The sequence below is a fragment of the Clostridium arbusti SL206 genome (genome assembly GCF_000246895.1).
Taxonomy (GTDB): domain Bacteria; phylum Bacillota; class Clostridia; order Clostridiales; family Clostridiaceae; genus Clostridium_I; species Clostridium_I arbusti.
In genome coordinates this window covers 1-20,785 of the sequence record NZ_BAEV01000017.1, presented here as the reverse complement: position 1 = coordinate 20,785, position 20,785 = coordinate 1, and the positions used below count along the sequence as shown (strand labels likewise).

General features: G+C 33.3%; 18 protein-coding genes. All 18 read left to right on the top strand.

Going from position 1 to position 20,785, the window contains the following annotated elements; translation table 11 throughout:
* Positions 1–337: 337 nt before the first annotated feature.
* Positions 338–1,222, top strand: a complete 885-nt coding sequence (gene rapZ / locus RH99_RS05045) for an RNase adapter RapZ (RefSeq protein WP_010234835.1) — start codon at positions 338–340, stop codon at positions 1,220–1,222.
* Positions 1,219–2,562, top strand: coding sequence for a gluconeogenesis morphogenetic factor MgfK (gene mgfK, locus RH99_RS05040; RefSeq protein WP_010234832.1), 1,344 nt, complete (start codon positions 1,219–1,221; stop codon positions 2,560–2,562). Before rapZ ends, mgfK begins: the two co-directional genes overlap by 4 nt.
* A gap of 103 nt (positions 2,563–2,665) precedes the next feature.
* The gene (gene whiA, locus RH99_RS05035) at positions 2,666–3,619 is read left to right on the top strand and encodes a DNA-binding protein WhiA (RefSeq protein WP_010234829.1); all 954 of its coding nucleotides are present in this window, start codon (positions 2,666–2,668) and stop codon (positions 3,617–3,619) included.
* Between the two features lie 5 nt (positions 3,620–3,624).
* Positions 3,625–4,932, top strand: coding sequence for a DRTGG domain-containing protein (locus tag RH99_RS05030; RefSeq protein ID WP_010234826.1), 1,308 nt, complete (start codon positions 3,625–3,627; stop codon positions 4,930–4,932).
* A gap of 234 nt (positions 4,933–5,166) precedes the next feature.
* The gene (locus tag RH99_RS05025) at positions 5,167–5,457 is read left to right on the top strand and encodes a Dabb family protein (RefSeq protein ID WP_010234823.1); all 291 of its coding nucleotides are present in this window, start codon (positions 5,167–5,169) and stop codon (positions 5,455–5,457) included.
* A 12-nt stretch (positions 5,458–5,469) separates the two neighbouring features.
* On the top strand, positions 5,470–8,973 hold the full coding sequence (locus RH99_RS05020) for a DNA polymerase III subunit alpha (protein WP_010234819.1): 3,504 nt from the start codon (positions 5,470–5,472) through the stop codon (positions 8,971–8,973).
* A gap of 234 nt (positions 8,974–9,207) precedes the next feature.
* Entirely contained in the window at positions 9,208–10,167 is a 960-nt protein-coding gene (gene pfkA, locus RH99_RS05015) for a 6-phosphofructokinase (protein WP_010234816.1), read from the top strand.
* A 65-nt stretch (positions 10,168–10,232) separates the two neighbouring features.
* Positions 10,233–11,663, top strand: a complete 1,431-nt coding sequence (pyk, locus tag RH99_RS05010; protein ID WP_010234813.1) for a pyruvate kinase — start codon at positions 10,233–10,235, stop codon at positions 11,661–11,663.
* 500 nt (positions 11,664–12,163) lie between these two features.
* A complete protein-coding gene (locus tag RH99_RS05005) occupies positions 12,164–12,508 on the top strand; it encodes a DUF1540 domain-containing protein (protein ID WP_010234810.1) in 345 nt (114 codons plus the stop codon).
* Between the two features lie 232 nt (positions 12,509–12,740).
* The gene (gene rlmD / locus RH99_RS05000) at positions 12,741–14,192 is read left to right on the top strand and encodes a 23S rRNA (uracil(1939)-C(5))-methyltransferase RlmD (protein ID WP_010234807.1); all 1,452 of its coding nucleotides are present in this window, start codon (positions 12,741–12,743) and stop codon (positions 14,190–14,192) included.
* A 350-nt stretch (positions 14,193–14,542) separates the two neighbouring features.
* Positions 14,543–14,947 (top strand): transposase, encoded by a 405-nt coding sequence (locus tag RH99_RS04995; RefSeq protein ID WP_010234805.1) that lies wholly within the window; start codon positions 14,543–14,545, stop codon positions 14,945–14,947.
* Positions 14,948–15,770: 823 nt separating this feature from the next.
* On the top strand, positions 15,771–16,085 hold the full coding sequence (locus RH99_RS18535; RefSeq protein ID WP_444979457.1) for a recombinase family protein: 315 nt from the start codon (positions 15,771–15,773) through the stop codon (positions 16,083–16,085).
* Positions 16,078–16,224: a hypothetical protein gene (locus tag RH99_RS19515; RefSeq protein ID WP_010234795.1), complete on the top strand. Its 147-nt coding sequence runs from the start codon at positions 16,078–16,080 to the stop codon at positions 16,222–16,224. The genes RH99_RS18535 and RH99_RS19515 overlap by 8 nt, the downstream gene beginning before the upstream one ends.
* 239 nt (positions 16,225–16,463) lie before the next feature.
* Complete coding sequence (locus tag RH99_RS04980; RefSeq protein WP_010234791.1) at positions 16,464–17,396, top strand: LysR family transcriptional regulator; 933 nt, start codon at positions 16,464–16,466, stop codon at positions 17,394–17,396.
* 152 nt (positions 17,397–17,548) lie between these two features.
* Positions 17,549–18,718 carry an iron-containing alcohol dehydrogenase gene (locus RH99_RS04975; protein ID WP_010234788.1) on the top strand — a complete coding sequence of 390 codons (1,170 nt, stop codon included), beginning with the start codon at positions 17,549–17,551 and terminating at the stop codon, positions 18,716–18,718.
* A 50-nt stretch (positions 18,719–18,768) separates the two neighbouring features.
* Positions 18,769–19,299, top strand: coding sequence for a flavodoxin family protein (locus tag RH99_RS04970; protein ID WP_010234785.1), 531 nt, complete (start codon positions 18,769–18,771; stop codon positions 19,297–19,299).
* A 57-nt stretch (positions 19,300–19,356) separates the two neighbouring features.
* On the top strand, positions 19,357–20,202 hold the full coding sequence (locus RH99_RS04965; RefSeq protein ID WP_010234782.1) for an aldo/keto reductase: 846 nt from the start codon (positions 19,357–19,359) through the stop codon (positions 20,200–20,202).
* A 51-nt stretch (positions 20,203–20,253) separates the two neighbouring features.
* On the top strand, positions 20,254–20,785 hold a 532-nt coding region (locus RH99_RS04960), incomplete at its 3' end, for an MFS transporter (RefSeq protein ID WP_010234779.1).

Below are 20,785 nucleotides of genomic sequence, written 5' to 3'. Positions count from 1 at the left end.
TATACTAAATAGTTAAAAGAGTTTCATTGAAGCAAGTTCTTAATTCAGGTGGGGATTCTTTTACCCCATCTGAATTTTAGAACTGCGAATGCATGGCTTACTTGGCGTTGGACTCCCACTTTAAGAAAAGCAGAGAACCAAAATCTTCTTTTCGATTTTGTGTGAATCGCTTTCGCAGAGTGCAAGCAGAGAACCAAAATCTTCTTTTTGATTTTGTGTGAATCGCTTTCACAGAGTGCGTGGGAGACTTACACCAAGTTAGTCAGGTTAAAAATAAAATTTAGAAAGGCAGGTGAAAATCCTGATTTATAATTTAATATTAATAAATCAGGAGTTTATGAGATTTGTAATAGTCACAGGATTATCAGGAGCGGGAAAGACACATGCGATAAGGAGTCTAGAGGATTTAGGATATTTTTGCGTAGACAATTTGCCACCAACTCTAATATCAAAGTTTGCAGAAGCTTGTTTTCAAGCAGAAGGGAAAATTGATAGAATTGCATTAGTTATAGATATAAGAGGAGGGGAATTTTTCCATGACTTATTTAGAAGTTTAAGTAAACTTGAAGATGCAGGATATAAATATGAAATATTATTTTTAGATGCTAGTGATGAAGTACTTGTAAAACGATATAAGGAATCAAGAAGAAAACATCCTCTTTCCCCACAAGGAAGAGTTACAAAGGGGATTGAGCTAGAAAGATTAAAATTAAAACAAGTAAGAAACAGGGCAAATAATGTTATAGATACTTCTAATCTAACTACTAGAGAATTAAGAGAAAAGATAACTCAAATATATGAACAGGAAGGACAAATGGAGACTCAACTTATTGTGACCATATTGTCTTTTGGATTTAAATATGGAATACCAGTAGATTCAGATTTGGTTTTTGATGTAAGATTTTTACCAAATCCATTTTACATACCGGAATTAAAACATTTTTCAGGAAATGATAATCCAGTAAGTGAGTATGTGCTTGGATTTGAGGAAACAAGAGTATTCATTGATAAACTTTCAGATATGCTTGAATATTTAATTCCACATTATTTAAAGGAGGGAAAAAGGCAACTTATAGTTTCTATTGGATGTACGGGTGGAAGACATAGATCAGTTACTATAGCGAACTCCATTTATAATAGATTGAAGGATACTGGCCATAATGTTAATGTAGATCATAGAGATATTAACGAAGATGTAAATAAAGGTGGTAAAAAGCTATGAAACTACTGGACTGGATTAGGCCTGGTATTAGGGTTAAAAGATGGGTTATGCTCGGAATTTTAGGTATCATGCTTATTACTTTTGGTTTAGCAGAAATTATTAATAAAAGTAGGTTTTATAGTAAAGAATATTTAGCATTTTTTATTTTTCTTATATTAAGCGGAGCTTTTATACTTTATATGTCAGTAACCCAAGGCATGAAGTCTATTATTGCACTTATAAATAAAGGATATTTAAATGTATCCTTAGATTCCAGGAAACTGGGGAATCTTATATACGAAAAAAGATTATTAGTAAAGGGACCTAAGATAGTTGCTATAGGTGGTGGAACAGGACTTTCTACTATGCTTAGAGGCCTAAAATATTATACCTCTAACATAACTGCCATTGTTACAGTGGCAGATGATGGAGGAGGTTCAGGGGATTTGAGAGAAGACCTTGGAATGCTTCCACCAGGAGACATAAGAAACTGCATTTTAGCATTATCAGATACAGAGCCTCTTATGGAAGAACTATTACAGTATAGATTCAAAGATGGAAGACTTAAGAATCAGAGCTTTGGTAATTTATTTCTTGCAGCTATGGATGGACTATCAAGTAATTTTGAAGAAGCAGTAAGAAAAATGAGTTCAGTTTTAGCAGTAACCGGTAAAGTTGTGCCAGTCACATTGGAAAATATAACTTTAAAAGCAGAATTAAAGAATGGTGTTGTAGTAGAAGGTGAATCAAATATACCTGAGGCTGTTAAACAATACGAAAGTGCTATTGAAAGGATATTTATAAATCCAAAGGATGTAAAGGCGTTAAAGGAGGCCATTGACGCTATAACAGAAGCAGATGCAATAATACTAGGACCTGGAAGTCTTTATACTAGTGTAATTCCAAATCTTTTGGTAAAAGATATAGCTACTGCACTTCAAAAGACAAAGGCTTTAAGGTTATATGTTTCAAATATAATGACTCAGCCAGGGGAAACAGATGGATATTCTGTTTCTGATCATGTAAAAGCTATATATAGACATGCTGGAGATGGTATAGTAGACTACACCGTTATGAATACTGAAAAAATAGATAATAATCTTCAGGATAAATATCTTGAAAAAACTTCAGAATTGGTTAATATGGATGAAGATGAATTAAAGAAAATAGGTGTAGGAACTGTAAAAGGTAATTTTATAAAGATTAAGAATGGATATGTAAGACATGATTCAGATAAATTGGCGGCTATTTTAGTTGAGACAATTATGGATAAGAAATTGTTCTATGATAGAAAGAAGATAATTGAATACTTCTATCTATCTGAAAGATTAAAGGAAAATAAGGCCTATCAGAAAAAATAATAGGTTATTTTAAGCTATACAAGGTATTGGGAAAATAGACTAGCATACAGACTAGTTATTGTCTATGATGCCTAAAGTAAATCATATAGGGAGTAGAATGAATATGTCGTTTTCATCTAAGGTAAAAAGCGAGATTTGTAGATTTACGGATTTTTCTAAAAAAGAGGCTGTAGCAGAGCTTTCAGCTATAATGAAAGCTAGCGGAACACTGTCTTTAATAGGAAATAAGCAGATAAGTTTTAGGACTATCACAGAAAATCCAGCCATTGCAAGACTTATATTTAAATTATTGAAGAAACATTTTAATATACATACAAAACTTATGGTAAAGAGAAGTAATTCTTTAAAGAAAAACAATGTATATATTGTTCATATAAGCGAGGCAATGGGAGTAAGAGATGTCCTAAAAGAAGTAGGAGTACTAAATGAGTCTGATGGTATTATATCTTTGGATTATACTATTCCAAAACGAATAGTGGATGATGATGTATGTAAAAGATTATATATTAGAGGAGCTTTTTTAGGAGGAGGTAGTATTAGTAATCCTGAAAAAACTTATCATTTAGAATTTGTGACTCATAATGAAGAATACTCAAAAGATCTTAGTAATATAATTAACAGCTTTGGATTAAATTCAAAAGTTATACAGAGGAAGAGCAGTTTTGTAGTATATGTAAAAGAGGGAGAGCAAATAGTAGATCTATTAAATATTATTGGTGCTCATAGTAGTCTTCTACAGCTTGAAAATGTAAGAATTATGAAAGAAATGAGAAATAATGTAAATAGACTTGTGAATTGTGAAACCGCAAATCTTAGTAAAACAGTTAATGCATCAGTAAGGCAAGTAGAGAGTATAAAACTTATTCAAAGAGAAATAGGACTTTCTAGACTTCCAGAGAACCTTAGGGAAATTGCTGAGATCAGACTAAATTACCCAGATGAGTCACTTAAGGAATTGGGTGAGATGGTTAATCCACCTGTAGGAAAATCAGGAGTTAATCATAGGTTAAGAAGAATTGAAAAAATTGCTAGTGAGCTCAGGAAAGAGGGAATATAAAATTTATGTCAAAACATCAAGATATTATAAATTATGTACTCTCACTTAAATCGGGAACTAAAATATCTGTTAGAGGTATAGCAAGTAGACTTTTAGTTAGTGAAGGAACTGCCTATAGGGCAATTAAGGAATGTGATACTATGGGTATTGTTACAACAGTTCCCAGAGTTGGTACAATCAAAATTGATAAAGTGGAGAAGAAAAGCATTGAGATATTAACTTATGCAGAAGTTGTAAATATAGTTGAAGGTACAATATTAGGTGGAAAAAATGGTATTCATAAAACACTAGATAAGTTTTTGATAGGTGCCATGACCTATGATGCTGCAAAAAAATATATTAGTTCAGAATCACTTATAATCGTAGGTAATAGGGAAGATATACAGAGTCTTGCTCTGATGAATAATTGTGCTGTTTTGATATCAGGAAGTTTTGGGTGTACTGAAAAAATAAAAAAATTGGCGGATGAAAGAGAACTACCAGTGATATCTTCTTCCTACGATAGTTTTACTATTGCAACTATGATTAATAAAGCAATATCTGAAAGCCTTATAAAAAAGGACATTATCCTAGTAGAAGATATAATGGAATCACAAGTAAACTATATGAATGTAAATGATTCAGTTGGAACATGGAGAGAAAAACTAAGGACCACTAAAATAGATAAATATTTAATACTTGATAATAACAAGAAAGTAGTAGGAGTAGTCACTTTAAAAGATATAGATATTGATATAGAAAATGATGAAGTTATAAGTAAATTTATGAACAAGGATTTAATGACTGTTGCACCAAAGACTACAGTGGCCTATACAGCACATATTATGGGTTGGGGAGGTGTAGAATTAGCTCTTGTAATGGAGGATAAAAAATTAGTTGGTATAGTAGATAGAGAAGATGTTATAAAAGCATTACAATATGCATTAAGACAGCCTCAAGCAGGAGAAACCCTTGAAGATATTATACTTAAGAATTTTAAGTATGAATACAATAATGAGGGAAGAATGCATTTTAATGGTAGAATAATAGCCGAAATGCTAGATGTTATAGGAACGGCTTCTTGGAGTTCATTAAACATGCTTTTATCAACCATGGGAATTATGACTTTAAGACAAAAAAACAATATAAATGTTTCTGTAGACAGCATTATGACTTATTTTATGAAGCCCGTTCAAATGGATAGTGTAATTGATATTTTTACTGAGGTAGTAGATATGGGAAGAAATTTTTCTAAAGTACAAGTGGATATGTTTGACTGCAAAAAGGAATTAATTTCAAAACTTATGTTGTCTGCCAAGATACTTAAAAAATAAAAAGTAGTTAAAATTATTAATGCTTTTATTAGGCATATGAAAATAAATAACAAGACAAAGATGCGACGTATATTTTGAAGTCAACAAGGAAATAGGTTCCTGAGATAGTGAGCTATCTTAGGGTTCTGTTGACGAGGTGGGATTCAAAATAGACTAGCATACTGACTAGTTATTTATTTGAATGTGCCTTAGTATAAATAATTTCAAATAAAAGGTCACAAGGAGGAATTTATTATGTTTACTCATATTGTATTTTTTAAATTAAAGGATAGGGATAGTGAAAATCTTAATAAAGCTAAGGAGATTCTTTTAGGTATGGAAGGAAAAATACCAATGTTAAAAGAACTTACCGTTGGTATAGATGTAGTTCATTCACAAAGATCTTATGATATAGCATTAATTACAAAGTTTGATTCAAAGGAAGACATGGATAAATATCAAGTACATCCAGTTCACATTAATGAAGTTATTAAATATTTAAAGCCAATGTTAGATGGATCAGCCGCTGTAGATTTTGAAGAATAGAGGAGGATTTAAATGGAGAAAAAAAATTCCAATAAGGATTTTGTACATCTCCATGTACATACAGAGTATAGCCTTTTAGATGGTTCTGGCAAGATAAAGAAACTTATTTCAAGGGCTAAAGAACTGGGGATGAAAAGTCTAGCTATAACTGATCATGGTGCTATGTATGGAGTAGTTGATTTTTATAAAGCTGCCAAGGAAAATGGAATAAAACCTATTATAGGTTGTGAAGTTTATGTAGCAGCTAAATCTATGCATATAAAACATCCGGATAAAGATAATGAAACTCATCATTTGGTGCTTTTAGTAAAAAATGAAATTGGCTATAAGAACCTTATGCAAATAGTATCTTCGGCTTCCATTGAGGGCTTTTACTATAAGCCAAGAGTTGATCATGATTTTTTAAAGGATCACAGTGAAGGTATAATTGCTCTGAGTGCATGTTTAGCTGGAGAAGTACAATCTCAAATATTAAAAGGAAACAAGGAAAGGGCAAGGGAAGTAGCACTTTTTTATAAGGATACATTTAAGGACGGATTTTATCTTGAACTTCAATATCATGGAATTGATGAACAACTTAGGGCTAATGAAGAACTTATAAATATGTCAAAAGAACTTAATATCCCTCTTGTAGCTACAAACGATGTACATTATATAAACGAGAAGGATTATAAATCTCACGATATTCTTCTTTGTATTCAAACGGGAAAAACTGTAGATGAAGAACATAGAATGAGATATGCTTCGGATCAATTTTATTTAAAATCACCAGAAGAGATGTATAAGCAATTTTCCTATGTGAAAGAGGCATTGGAGAATACTTGCAAAATAGCTGAGCAGTGCAATTTTGATTATGAATTTCATAAATCAAAGCTTCCTAATTTCCCACTAGATGAAGGTGTAGATCATTTTGAATATATGAAGGAACTTTGCTATGATGGGCTAGAAAAAAGATATAATCCTATAACAGAAGAATTAACTCAAAGGCTAGATTATGAACTTGGAATAATAAAAGAAATGGGATATGTGGATTATTTTCTTATAGTTTGGGATTTTATTAGATTTGCAAGAGAAAATGACATAATGACAGGACCTGGAAGAGGAAGTGGAGCTGGATCAATAGTTGCATTTACCTTAGGAATTACTAAGATAGACCCTATAAAATACAATCTTATTTTTGAAAGGTTCTTAAATCCTGAAAGAGTTTCTATGCCAGATATAGATTCTGATTTTTGCTATGAAAGGCGTCAAGAAGTCATAGATTATGTAGTTGAAAAATATGGTAAAAATAATGTATCACAAATTGTTACCTTTGGAACTATGGCAGCTAGAGCTTGTATACGAGACGTAGGAAGGGCTATGAACTATTCCTATGCAGAAGTAGATAGAATAGCTAAAATGATACCATCCATGCTAAATATAACAATTGATAAGGCCTTAGAGATTAATCAAGAACTTAAACAAATTTATGATGAAGATGAGAGAGTTAAAACACTTATTGATGTTTCAAGAGATCTAGAGGGGCTTCCAAGACATACTTCAACCCATGCTGCTGGAGTAGTTATAGCATCACAGCCTCTTGTAAACTATGTACCACTTCTTAGAAACGAAGAGGCTATAGTGAGTCAGTTTACAATGGGTACGCTAGAGGAACTAGGACTCCTTAAAATGGATTTCTTAGGACTAAGAACCCTTACAGTTTTAAGAGATGCTGTAAGCATGATAAAAGATAATAAAGGTGTAAAAATAGATTTAGATAAAATAGATTTTAATGACAAGAAAGTATATAAGATGCTTGGAGAGGGAAAGACAGTTGGAGTTTTCCAGCTAGAATCTCCAGGAATGACTAGCTTTATGAAAGAACTTAAGCCAGATAGCTTTGAGGATATAATAGCCGGTATAAGTTTATACAGACCAGGTCCTATGAATGAAATACCCAGATATATAAAAAATAAAAATAATCCCAATGAGGAGCAGTATGCTACTCCAGAACTTAAACCTATACTTGAAGTTACTTATGGCTGTATGGTTTATCAGGAACAGGTTATGCAAATAGTTAGAGATCTTGCTGGATATTCCATGGGTAGAAGTGATTTGGTTAGACGTGCCATGTCTAAGAAAAAACATCATGTAATGGAAGAAGAGAGACATAATTTTATATACGGTATTACAGATGAAGATGGAAATGTAGAAGTAGCCGGTTGTATTAGAAATGGTATTTCAGAAAAAGCTGCAAATAAAATATTTGATTCAATGATAGACTTTGCAAGTTATGCTTTTAATAAGTCTCATGCAGCAGCTTATGCTGTAGTTGCTTATGAAACAGCCTATCTTATGAAATATTATCCTACTGAATTTATAGCTGCTATGCTCAATAGTGTTATGGGAAATAATGAAAAGGTAGCTTACTATGTAAGGTTCGCTAAGGAATTAAATATAGAACTTATGCCTCCGGACATAAATGAAAGTTTTGCTAAGTTTACAGTTAAGGGTGAAAGGATAAGATTTGGTTTAGCAGCAGTAAAAAATGTAGGAGTTAATGTAATTGAAAGTATAGTTAAATCTAGAAATGAAAAGGGAATGTTCACTAATCTAGTGGATTTTTGTAATAAGGTGGATATTGGTGAAGTAAACAAGAGAGCTGTTGAAAGTTTAATAAAGGCAGGAACTTTTGATTATTTCAAAGTATACAGGTCTAGACTTTTAGCGGTTTATGAAAAGGTTATGGATGGAATTGGAAGCCAAAGAAAGAAAAACATTGAGGGACAAATAAGCTTATTCTCTAATTTGCAGAAAAGCAAAGATACTTCTTATGAGGATATGGATATAAAGTATCCTAATATTAAGGAATTTGAAAAGAAGTATATACTATCTATGGAAAAGGAAATGACAGGACTATATATTTCGGGACATCCATTAGATGAATACAAAGAAACTTTAGATTTGTCAGTAAATACAAATATATCTGATATAATTATTGATGAATCTCTAGATGAGGTAGGAACTACAGAAAATTACAAGGTAAAAGATGGAGATAGAGTAATAATAGGCGGAATATTAACAGAAGCTAGTAGAAAAATCACTAAAACTAATTCTATGATGGCATTTTTAAAAATTGAAGATATGTATGCTGCAATTGAAGTTATAGTATTTCCTAAAACGTTGGAAAAATTTAATGGTATTATAAAAGAAGATGGAATGGTAATAATAAAAGGTAGAGTAAGTATTAGAGAAGAGGAGCAGCCTAAAATATTATGTGAAGATATTAAACCATTAATAAAAATAAATAATTCTAAAGTATATATTCAAATTGAAGAAGAAAAGAAAGTTACTGGTACTATAAAAGAAATAAGAACTTTTTTATCTGAATTTAGAGGTAGCACACCAGTTTATATATGTACTAGAAAAGAAAGAAAAAAATTTATGCTTTCTAATGATCTATGGATAAATGAAGATATAGAAGTGTTAGATTTTTTAAGAAAGAGATTTGGGGATGAAAATGTTAAAGTATGTTAACATTTATTGTATATTATTCTGTAAATTGATACAAAATAATATAGATAATTCTTCAGTTATCATATAATATAAGAAAATTTACATTATATTTCTTATAAAGCATTGAAGTTTTTTCATATTTCTATTAGAATTAAATACGGAGTTAGTTATTAAACTTAGGCATGTTAAGTCATAATGAATTTTATAAAATGTGTGGGACAAGTTTAGTCCCTCATGGTCGTAGGAGGTATGTATATGAAAACAATAGCTGTATTAACAAGTGGTGGAGATGCACCAGGAATGAATGCTGCCATAAGAGCAGTAGTAAGAACCGCTCTTGACAAGGGACTTAGAGTTATGGGTATTAAAAGAGGATATAGTGGACTCATAAATGGAGAACTTTTCGAAATGGAGAGAAAGGATGTATCTGACATTATTCAAAGAGGTGGTACTGTTCTAAGAACTGCGCGTTGTGCTGAGTTTTTAACAGATGAGGGAAGAAAAAAAGCAGCAGGCGTTTTAAAAGTCTTTGGTGTAGATGGATTAGTTGTTATAGGTGGAAATGGATCATTCATGGGAGCACAAAAACTTTCAAAACTTGGAATTGCTACAGTTGGAATTCCTGGAACTATAGACAATGACTTATCATATACGGATTATACATTAGGTTTTGATACTACTTTAAATACAGTATTAGATGCCATAAATAAATTAAGAGACACATCTACTTCACATGAAAGAGTAAGTATAGTTGAAGTAATGGGAAGAGACTGTGGAGATATAGCTCTATACTCAGGTATTGCTGGAGGAGCAGAAGGAGTTTTAATCCCTGAAAAAGGATATGATTTTGATGAATTGTGTAAAATTATTCTTCAGGGAAAACTAAGAGGAAAAATGCATAGTTTAATTCTAGTAGCAGAAGGAATTGGTGGTTCAATTGAACTTGCCAAAAAAGTTGAAGATGTTACTGGTATTGAGACGAGAGCAACCATTCTTGGACATATCCAAAGAGGAGGAAGTCCATCAGCTTCTGATAGAATGCTTGCTTCAAGAATGGGTGTTAGAGCAGTAGAAGTACTAATTGAGGGAAAATCATCAAGAGTTATTGGAATAAGAGATAATAAAATAACAGATGATGATATAGATGAGGCATTAGCGATACCAAGTAAGTTTAATGAAAGACTTTATGAAATATCAGAAATACTTTCAAGATAGTCTTTTATAAAATATAATATATAAAACTAAAAACTAGAATTTTAAAGTATAAGGAGAGTTTAATAATGCAAAAGACTAAAATGATCTTTACCGTAGGACCAGCAAGTGAATCAGAAGAGGTTGTATCAAAGTTAATCGAAGCAGGAATGAGTGCATCAAGACATAATTTTTCACATGGTGACCATGCAGAACATAAGACTAGAATGGATATGATCAAAGCACTAAGAGAAAAATATAATAAGCCAATAGCTATAATACTTGATACAAAAGGACCAGAAATTAGAACACATAATTTTGATGGTGGAAAGCTTGAACTTCAAAAGGGAGATAAGTTTACAGTAATTTGTGGAGAAGAAGTTCTTGGAGATAAGACAAAATGTTCAATCACTTACACAGACTTATATAAAGATGTTGTAAAAGGAAACACTATACTAATCGATGATGGTCTTGTTGGATTAACTGTTGATTCAGTTGAAGGAACAGATATTCATTGTACTGTAGCTAATACAGGTCTTGTAGGAAGTCACAAGGGAATTAACGTTCCAAACGTTTCAATAAAACTTCCAGCTATGACAGAAAAAGATAAGAGTGATCTTATATTTGGATGTGAACAAGGTGTTGATGCAATAGCAGCTTCATTTGTAAGAAAAGCAGCTGACGTAATTGCTATAAGAAAAGTTCTTGAAGAAAATGGTGGAAGTAACATTCAAATTTTCTCAAAAGTAGAAAATCAAGAAGGCGTAGATAACATAGATGAAATCATTGAAGCATCTAATGGTGTAATGGTAGCAAGAGGAGATATGGGAGTTGAAATTCCTATAGAAATGGTACCACTTACTCAAAAAATGATTATTGAAAAATGTAATAAAGAAGGAAAACCAGTTATAACTGCAACTCAAATGCTTGATTCAATGATAAGAAACCCAAGACCTACAAGAGCAGAAGCATCAGATATAGCAAATGCTATATTCGATGGAACAGATGCTATAATGTTAAGTGGTGAAAGTGCTAATGGATCATATCCAGTAGAAGCTGCACAAACTATGGCAAGAATTGCTCAAGCAGCAGAAAAACAATTAAATTATAAAGAAGTAATTGCAAAGAGAAAACAAACTTCTGTTAAAAACGTTGCAAATGCAATAAGTCTTGCTACATGTGAAACAGCATCAGAACTTAATGCAGCTGCAATAGTTACAGCTACTCAAACTGGAAACACAGCAAGAATGGTTGCAAAATACAGATCAGAATGTCCAGTAATAGCAGTAACACCACAAGAAAAAGTTGCTAGATCTCTTGCATTAAGCTGGGGTGTATCACCAATAGTTGCTGAAAAAGTTGAATCAACTGATGAATTAATAACTAAATCAGTAGAAAAAGCTAAACAATATGAATATGTTAAAGACGGCGACCTAGTTGTAGTTGCTGCAGGTATACCTGTTCAGAATACAGGAAGCACAAATATGATGAAGGTTCATGTTGTAGGATCTGAAAAATAATAAGTTTAACAGGAGTAATTTTAATTTAGTATGATATTATTGCTAGGTTTAAATAATTTGTTAAATTTCATAAGAAGAACACTATTGAGTTTAAGACTTAATAGTGTTCTTTGATTTTTTACTAGTTATGAAAAATATTTATCAAAAAATTTACAATATGTATAATATTACATATTGTGGTTAAAATAATAAGATGATAAAATATAATGGAATATTGGAAATATGGCAACTGATTCTTTCTTAGCACCTTAATTAGGTGCTCTTTTTTATTTTTTGAATATTTTTACTTGGATTCGTAAAAAATAATTCTAAATTTAAAAAGTAAGGCATATTCAAATAAATAACTAGTCAGTATACTAGTCTATTTTAAATTATACTACGTTAACAGAACCTTCTGATAGCACCACTATCATCAGAACCTGTTTCCTTGTATAATTTAAAATATACGTCGCATCTTTGACTTGTTATTTATTTTCACATGCCTAATAGAGGAGATTTTTATGTCAAAATTAATCTGTAGTGCTATAAATTGCTTAAGTAATATTGATGGATTGTGTACAGCTAAAACTATACATATAAATGGAGGATTAAATAAAAAAACATATTGTGAGACCTTTTCAAATAGAACATTAAAAAGTGCATTAGCTAGCATGACTAACATTAATTTAGTAGGAGAAATAAGGCAAGCTTTTAATAAAGATAACATAGTTATGAATCCTAATATACTTTGTAGAGCAAGTAACTGTAATTATAATATGAAAGGACAGTGTGTTGCTTTGAATGTACAGATATATGGAGCAACTTGTAATAATAACCAATGTACTCAGTGTGAGACTTTTCAATGATGTGGAAAAGTTATGAATAAGAGGTTATCACTAAGGCAGTTAGAAGATTTATTTAATAATCAGGTATTGCTACAAATTAAAATAAATATATTAAAAGAGTCTGTGCTAAAAAATAATTAATTAGATTTTGCAGACTCTTTTAATTTTTTACTAAAGTATTTATGATATAATTAACTAGAATTTTGTTGAGACAATTTAAAATTGTATTGTTTTAGAAAGGTGAAAATAATAGATGAAAAATAGTGTACCTGTAGTAAAAAATGAAAATTATATTATTGATATACAATCCTTAGGATATGAAGGAGAAGGAATAGGCAAGATAGATAATTTTACTGTATTTGTTAAGGGAGCTTTAGAGGGTGAAAAAGTTGAGGCTAAGATTATAAAGGTAAATAAGAATTTTGCCTTTGGAAAACTTATAAATATAATAAGACCATCAAAATACAGAGAAGAGCCTGTATGTAAAATATACAATAGATGTGGAGGATGTCAGCTTCAACATTTAAATTATAAGGCGCAGCTAAATTTTAAAAGAAAAAGAGTGGAAGATTGTATTGAGAGAATTGGTAAATTAAAAATTAATAAAAATAAAAGTGCTGCTGAGCATGATATTCCTGAAAAAGAGGAAATTTCTTTGGATAGATATGATTATAATGATGGAATTGTTGTTCATAATACTATAGGCATGGAGAAGCCATATAGGTATAGAAATAAAGTTCAATTACCTGTAGGTACTATAAGAGATGAGTTTGTAGTAGGTTTTTATTCTCCAAGAAGCCATGACATAATAGATATGGAAGAATGTTATATTCAGCATGAAGTTGGTGATAAGGTAGTAGCAATTATAAAGCAATGGCTCAAAAAATATAATATTCCTATATATGACGAAAAAACAGGTGCGGGTTTAGTAAGGCATATAATGGTGAGAAAGGCCTTTAAAACAGAGGAAACTATGATCGTACTTGTAACTTCTAAAGAAAATATACCTCATGAGGAAGAATTTATAAATCTTATGAGCAAAAATATAGATGGATTAGTTAGTATAGTTCAAAACATAAATACTAAAAATACTAATGTGATATTAGGATTAAAGTGTAAAACTTTGTGGGGAAAGAGTGATATAGTTGATAATATTGGAGATTTTAAATTTAATATATCACCATTATCATTTTTTCAAGTTAATCCAGTACAAACAGAAATTTTATACAATAAAGCTTTAGAATATGCTAACTTGCAGGGTAATGAAATTGTATTTGATGCTTACTGTGGAACAGGAACTATATCTTTATTTTTATCACAAAAGGCTAAAAAAGTATATGGAGTGGAAATTATACCTGAAGCTATAGAAAATGCAAAGATAAATGCAAAGCAAAATGATATAGATAATGTAGAGTTTATGGTAGGAGACGCAGAAAAGGTCATTCCTGAAATTATAAATAGTGGTGTAAAAGCAGATGTGGTTATAGTGGATCCACCACGTAAGGGATGTGAAAAATCTCTTTTGGAAGCAATGGCAAAAATGAATCCTGAAAAGATAGTTTATGTATCCTGTGATCCTGGAACCTTAGCAAGAGATCTTTCTATTCTGGACAATTTAGGCTATAAGACTTTAGAGGTGCAGCCGGTAGACATGTTCCCAATGACAGGACATGTGGAGTGCGTAGTGAGGATAGTAAAGAAATAGCCTGATATCAAGGGCTTTGAAGGATTTTAAGTAAATATTTAAGTGTGTTTTATGTTCCCTCAGACTACGTTTGGGGGAATTTTTGTGTTAGGGGGGCACATTTACGCAGAATGAAGGATATTTGCGTTGTTGTATAGGTTTTACATAACTTGTATATTATAACAGAAAATAACGTCTCCTCGCCTCCACCATATTAAGACGTTAATATTGCAGAACTTTAGCACATTGAAATTTTTTAGGGCGATAGACCGTTGATTTATAAGGAGTTGTATATAATTTAGTAAAAATCCTTAATTACAATTTTTACTGGAAATTATTTTGAAAAAGCTTGGGATGAAGATAATTTTGAAATGCCTAATCTAGATATTAAGGTTAGATTTCTAAAATTTTCAGAAGAAATTTATAGTGGAAATAAAATAGAATTTAGAGAATCATGGATTATAACAACAGATAAGTATACTTCATCAGAAACTTTATGGAAAATAATGCATAGTAGATGGCATATTGAAAATAATGCTTTTCGTCAATTGAAAACCGAATGGCATTTAGATCATTGTCTTCTTCATAGCTCTACGGGCATTGAGACAGTATTAATGTTTATAATACTTGCTTTTAATTTAATGCAACTATACTTTTTTCGTTGTATAAGAGATTTTAGAAAAAATAATATGCTTCAAATAGATTTTGTAGAAGATATGAGAGAGGATTTAATTATAATCCATAATTGGATCAATCCTATATTAGATGGGACTTAATTTAAATTAAAACTGGAAATTGTTATATATAATTATTTGGGGAAATGGGAATTTATAATTCTTTCAGCGACCTACCGGTCTTAAGAGATACCAATCCTTTAAATAAATGTATTAAAATATAATTCCAGTAAAAACAAAATTTTTACTGGAATTTAAGTGCTAAAATTCTGTAATCTAAATAAAAATATAACGGAATCTGTAAATATTATTTTAAGTTAAGAGAGGAGGTTGATTATGACTGTAAGATAAAGTTTAACCTTCAACAGAGATTTAATAACTGGAAAATTAAAAGAGATAGCTAAATATAAACTAAAAGACTATCCCATGAGGGGAGTATTCTCAGTATAACTATTTGATGCACTAACAGGAAAGAAAACCTATGAAGCTAAAAGTGAAAATAGAATAACTCCAGTATATGCAAATGCAGCTTATTTAGATGCTTTTTGTGGAAGAATTTTAAACAATTATGTTGATGATGTGGTTACTAATTCTAATGGAACTACCAGTAATCCATGCAGATGTATGCTGCTCACTGACGGAAATGTTCCATATTGATGTCTATAAAAAATTAATTATGGTTGCTATTTTTCTTCTTAATATTGCAATCGTGCCATGTTTTAAAACTTAGAATTAGAATAGCGACTTCGATACATGCTGAAATTATATGGCTAGTAGAATCTGTTGTTTTTTTTACGAAAATTGCATTAAGATTAAGAGTTAGTGTACTTAATTGAAGAAATAAAATTGAAAATTGTATTGGACTAAGATTCATTTTTTAACACCTCGCAAGTTAAAAATACATCCATTTTAGTATGTATTTTTTATTGAATTATATACTTATTACGTAAGAACTCTTAAGACTCTCGGAATTGGAGTAATATTTGAGAAGGAGAATATAAATACCTTAGATTTCAAAGGTGAAGTTTTATTAACCCTTCTAAGCTCCTTGGCCCAAGATGAATCGAGAAATATAAGTGAAAATTCTACTTGGAGAATAAGGAGAAAATTTGAACAAGGAAAGGTAGTAGTAAAGCATACAAAATTTTTAGGATATGACAAAGATGAGGAAGGCAATCTTATAATAAATGAAAAACAAGCCAAAGTAGTAAGAAGGATTTATAAAAACTACCTTGATTGATTGTCAGTGGAAGAAAGGACTTAAGAGTCAGAATATATTGGTAAGATATAAATCTAGGCAATTTATTGGAATTTTAAAAAATGCGGAGCCAATACAAAGCTTTGATATGGATTTTGCATACTCCGCAATAATATTTTAGAGGATAAATACAGGTTATCTTTTTTAATAGTTTTTTATAAAAAAATACTTGACCTGTAGTTAACTCTAGGTACTACAATATAACTGAAAGGAAACAAGAATCTATGAAGATTGTATTAGTATTTATGAAAAATGCTGCAAATAAGAAAGTATTCTTATAATGAAAAAATTAAGAGTGGATAAAAAAAGCACCTCTTGATAGAATACAGAGTACAGTTTATTATGGAAAGGTGGGTTTTTATGTACAATACACAGCTAGAAACTTTTATACAAGTAGCAGATGCCGGGAGTTTTTCTAAAGCCGCCCAAATTTTATATATTACACCTACTGCGGTTACCAAACAAATCAACCTTCTGGAATCCAGTATGGAGCTGCAATTGTTTGTCCGAACTCATCGAGGACTTACATTAACAGAGGCAGGAAAATCTCTTTACACAGACGCAAAGTATATCATTCAGTATTCAAAAGAATCTCTTGCCAGAGCAAGAAATGCTATGGAGAACAATGTAAATACCATTCGGATTGGCACATCATTGATGACACCGAGCCGTTTTTTAATGGAACTATGGCCGAAGATTTATGAGTTTTGTCCTGATCTGAAGGTTCAACTGGTCTCCTTTGAAAACACCCCTGAAAACGCTAGAGAAATCCTGATGCATCTGGGGCAGAATATCGATTTGGTGACTGGCGTTTTCGATGGGGAATTTCTACGCCAGCGAAAATGCGCAACGCTGGAACTTTCCAGAAAGCCCATTTGCTGTGCCGTATCCATCCATCACAGACTAGCAGCAAAAAGCAAGCTGACAATTCAGGACTTGTTTGGTGAAAACCTGATGTTGATTCGAAGAGGGTGGAACAGTTATGTCGATATTATACGAGATGATATCTGGCAGAACTATTCTCAAATTACAATAAAGGATTTCTCATTCTATGACGTAGGTGTGTTCAATCAGTGTGAAAACAGCAATGATATCTTGATGGCATTCGACATCTGGGAGAATGTACACCCATTATTGAAAATCCTTCCTGTGGAATGGAACTATGATATTCCATTTGGCTTGCTGTATTCGCCAACTCCATCTAAACATGTTCTTTCCTTTATCCATGCAGTTTCTCAGGTTTTTGGATTAGAAGTACAAAAAAATAAATCAAGTAAAAAGTCCACGGAGTAATTTGCTTCGTGGATTTTTTAAAATTGAGTTACAACCTTTGGGTTTGCACTGAGAAACTTATTGAAACTTCTATTTATGGTCCTATTTACTTATAATAAAACTGTAAAGAGAGAACTAGCGGCTAGACAACAAAGGAGTGTGTTAAATAAAATATGAATAATTTTATCTTTGAGAATGCGACAAAGACCTATTTGGGACGAGGTTGTGTAAAAGAATATCTTGCAAATGCGCTGTCAGGTTATGGCGATAATGTTATGCTGGCCTATGGTAGCGGGTCTATTAAGCAAAACGGAATCTATGATGAGGTCATGGAGGTGTTAAATGCGGCTGGAAAGAACGTCATCGAGTTTTTTGGTATTATGTCTAATCCGACTTACGAAAAGGTATTGGAGGGTGCGGCACTGATAAAAGAAAATAGCGTTGATTTCATCCTTGGCGTGGGCGGAGGTTCCGTTATGGATTGCTGTAAAGCTGTCTCCATGGCGGCTGTTTCTAAAGAGGATGTGTGGGATAAGTATTGGGCAAAGATGAGTGTTATAGATTTTGAAACGCTGCCTCTTGGTGTAATTGTAACAGTTGCCGGTACAGGTAGTGAGATGAACGGCGGTGCAGTTATTACCAATGAAAAGTATAAAGTGAAAACAGGTAGGGATTATCCTAAATGCAACCCTAAATTTGCCATGCTTGACCCGGAATACACCTATAGTGTATCGGTGGATCAGATGGTATCCGGTGGCTTCGATATTTTAAGTCATATTATGGAGACTTATTTCAGCGAACCAGATGAGGACAATGTTTCCGATGATATTGCGGAGGCGTTGATGAGAAGCGTTATACGCAACCTTCGTGAGGCAATCAAAAATCCTAAAGATTATAACGCTCGAAGCAATCTGATGTGGGCGTCCACCATGGCCGAGAATCGTATCATCAAGCTAGGCAAGAAGATGGACTTTGAAGTTCATCAGATCGAGCATCAGTTGGGCGCTTATTCAAATTGTAACCACGGCTGTGGTTTAGCAGTCATAAGCCTGGTCTATTATCAACATATCTACTCCTACGGTCTTTATAAATTTGTCCGCTTTGCTCGAAACGTCTGGAACATCCAGGCAGAAGGCAAGAAGGAGGATGAGCTAGCAAGATCGGGTATTGAGGCACTATCTGATTTTATCAAAGAAATTGGCTTGCCAACGACACTGCAGGAGCTTGGTATTACTGATAAGGATATACTAAAGCAGGTTGCGGACTCCTGCAACATCTCTGCTGGAAGTTATAAGAAGATGACCCATCAGGAAATATTGAAAATCTTAGAAGAATGTTATTAATAACTGATGTTGTATAATTATTTTATTTATGTGTGAGGAAGGAGAACGCAATGAAAAAAGTATTAGTTTTATCAGGTAGTCCGCGAAAGGGCGGCAATTCAGACACGTTATGTGATCAGTTTATAAAGGGTGCAGAGGAGGCAGGTCACTCAGCCACGAAGATTTATGTAAGAGATTGTAAGATTGGAAGCTGCAATGCCTGCTATGCCTGCAAAAAGAGCGGTATTTGCGTACAGAAGGACGATATGACAGATATCCTTCAGCAGATGATCAATACAGATGTCATCGTTCTCGCTACACCTGTATATTTTTATTCTATGGACGGTCAGATGAAAACTCTGATCGATCGTACACTGCCTCGATATACGGAAATTAAGGATAAAGATTTCTATTTCATTGCCACTGCAGCTGCAGGTAAGAGCGCAATGGAGCGTACCATCGACAGTTTGCGTGGATTTACGGATTGTCTGCCAAGGGCTCATGTAAAAGGCGTTATTTATGGAGCAGGTGCATGGCAGCTTGGCGACATTCAGGGAAACAAAGCAATGCGGGAAGCCTATGAAACAGGCAAAAATGCATGACAATATACAAAGAAGGCTACACTATAAAAATACAAAAATAAACTGGAGGAATTCAATATGAAAAAAGTAACTTTGAACAACGGAGTAGAAATGCCGATTCTTGGTTTTGGCGTTTTCCAAATCACAGATGAAGAGCAGTGTGAACAGGCTGTGCTGGATGCTATTCATACCGGCTATCGTCTGATTGATACTGCTATGTCCTATCATAACGAAGAAGCGGTTGGCCGTGCAATTAAAAAGTGCGGTGTTCCCCGTGAAGAATTGTTTATTACAACCAAGCTGTGGTTGGCTGATGCAGGTTATGAAAAGACTATGAAAGCCTTTGAGACTTCTTTGAAAAAGCTGGGTCTTGATTACCTGGACTTATATCTGATTCACCAGCCTGTGGGTGATGTATACGGCTCTTGGAGGGCGATGGAGGAGCTTTATAATGCAGGGAAGATTCGTGCAATTGGTGTGGCTAATTTCATGCCTGACCGATTGGTGGATTTTGTATTGAACAACGAAATACCACCTGCCATCAACCAAGTAGAGGTTAATCCTTTCTGTCAACGTACTTTTGACCAAGAGATTATGGAGAAAAAAGGCGTACAGATCCAATCTTGGGGACCTTTTGCAGAGGGACGCAATGGCCTGTTCCAGAATGAAACCTTGAAAACTATAGGAGAGAAATACGGCAAATCTATTGCACAGGTTGTGCTGTGTTGGCTTATTCAGCGAGGTGTAGTGTGCATCCCTAAGTCTGTGCGTAAAGAACGTATGGAGCAGAACTTTGATGTGTTTGACTTTACTTTAACCGATGAGGATATGCAGTCCATCGCTTCTCTGGATACCGGCAAGAGCTGCTTCTTCTCCCATCACGACCCTGCAGCTATCGAGAGGCTGTGCGGTCTGGCTCGTTAAAAACAGAATGAAAGTTCATTACATTATAAATAAAGGAGAACGTAGAAAAGAATGAACAACACAGCGAATAATACTTGGAAAATTTACATGCTGGCCCTTGTCAGCTTCTTGATTGGCACGACACAATTAGTCATCGAGGGCACTCTGGATAAAGTCGCTGTTTCCGTCGGTGTGTCTATAGCGATGGCGGGACAGCTTATCACCGTATTTTCGCTTGCCAATGCCATCGGCACTCCTATTGTGATAGTAGCCATAGCGAGGATGAAAAAGCGCAAGCAACTGCTATTGTCTCTCGCCATCCTATTACTCGGCATTGTTTCGACACTCGCCCTTCCAGGCTTTGGCTTCTTGATGGTCTCTCGCGTCGTACTCGGAGTCGCAACGGGCTTATTCGTCGTCACCGCCTATGGCATAGCTGCTAAGTTGGCTCCTGCCGGACGTGAGGTCGGAGCAATGTCCAACATCACAATGGGCTATAGCGCCTCACTCGTCTTTGGTGTTCCTATTGGCCGTATTGTCGCTACGGCGTATGGTTGGAAGTCTATCTTTTGGGGCGTAGGCATCTTAAGCCTGCTGGCAATCT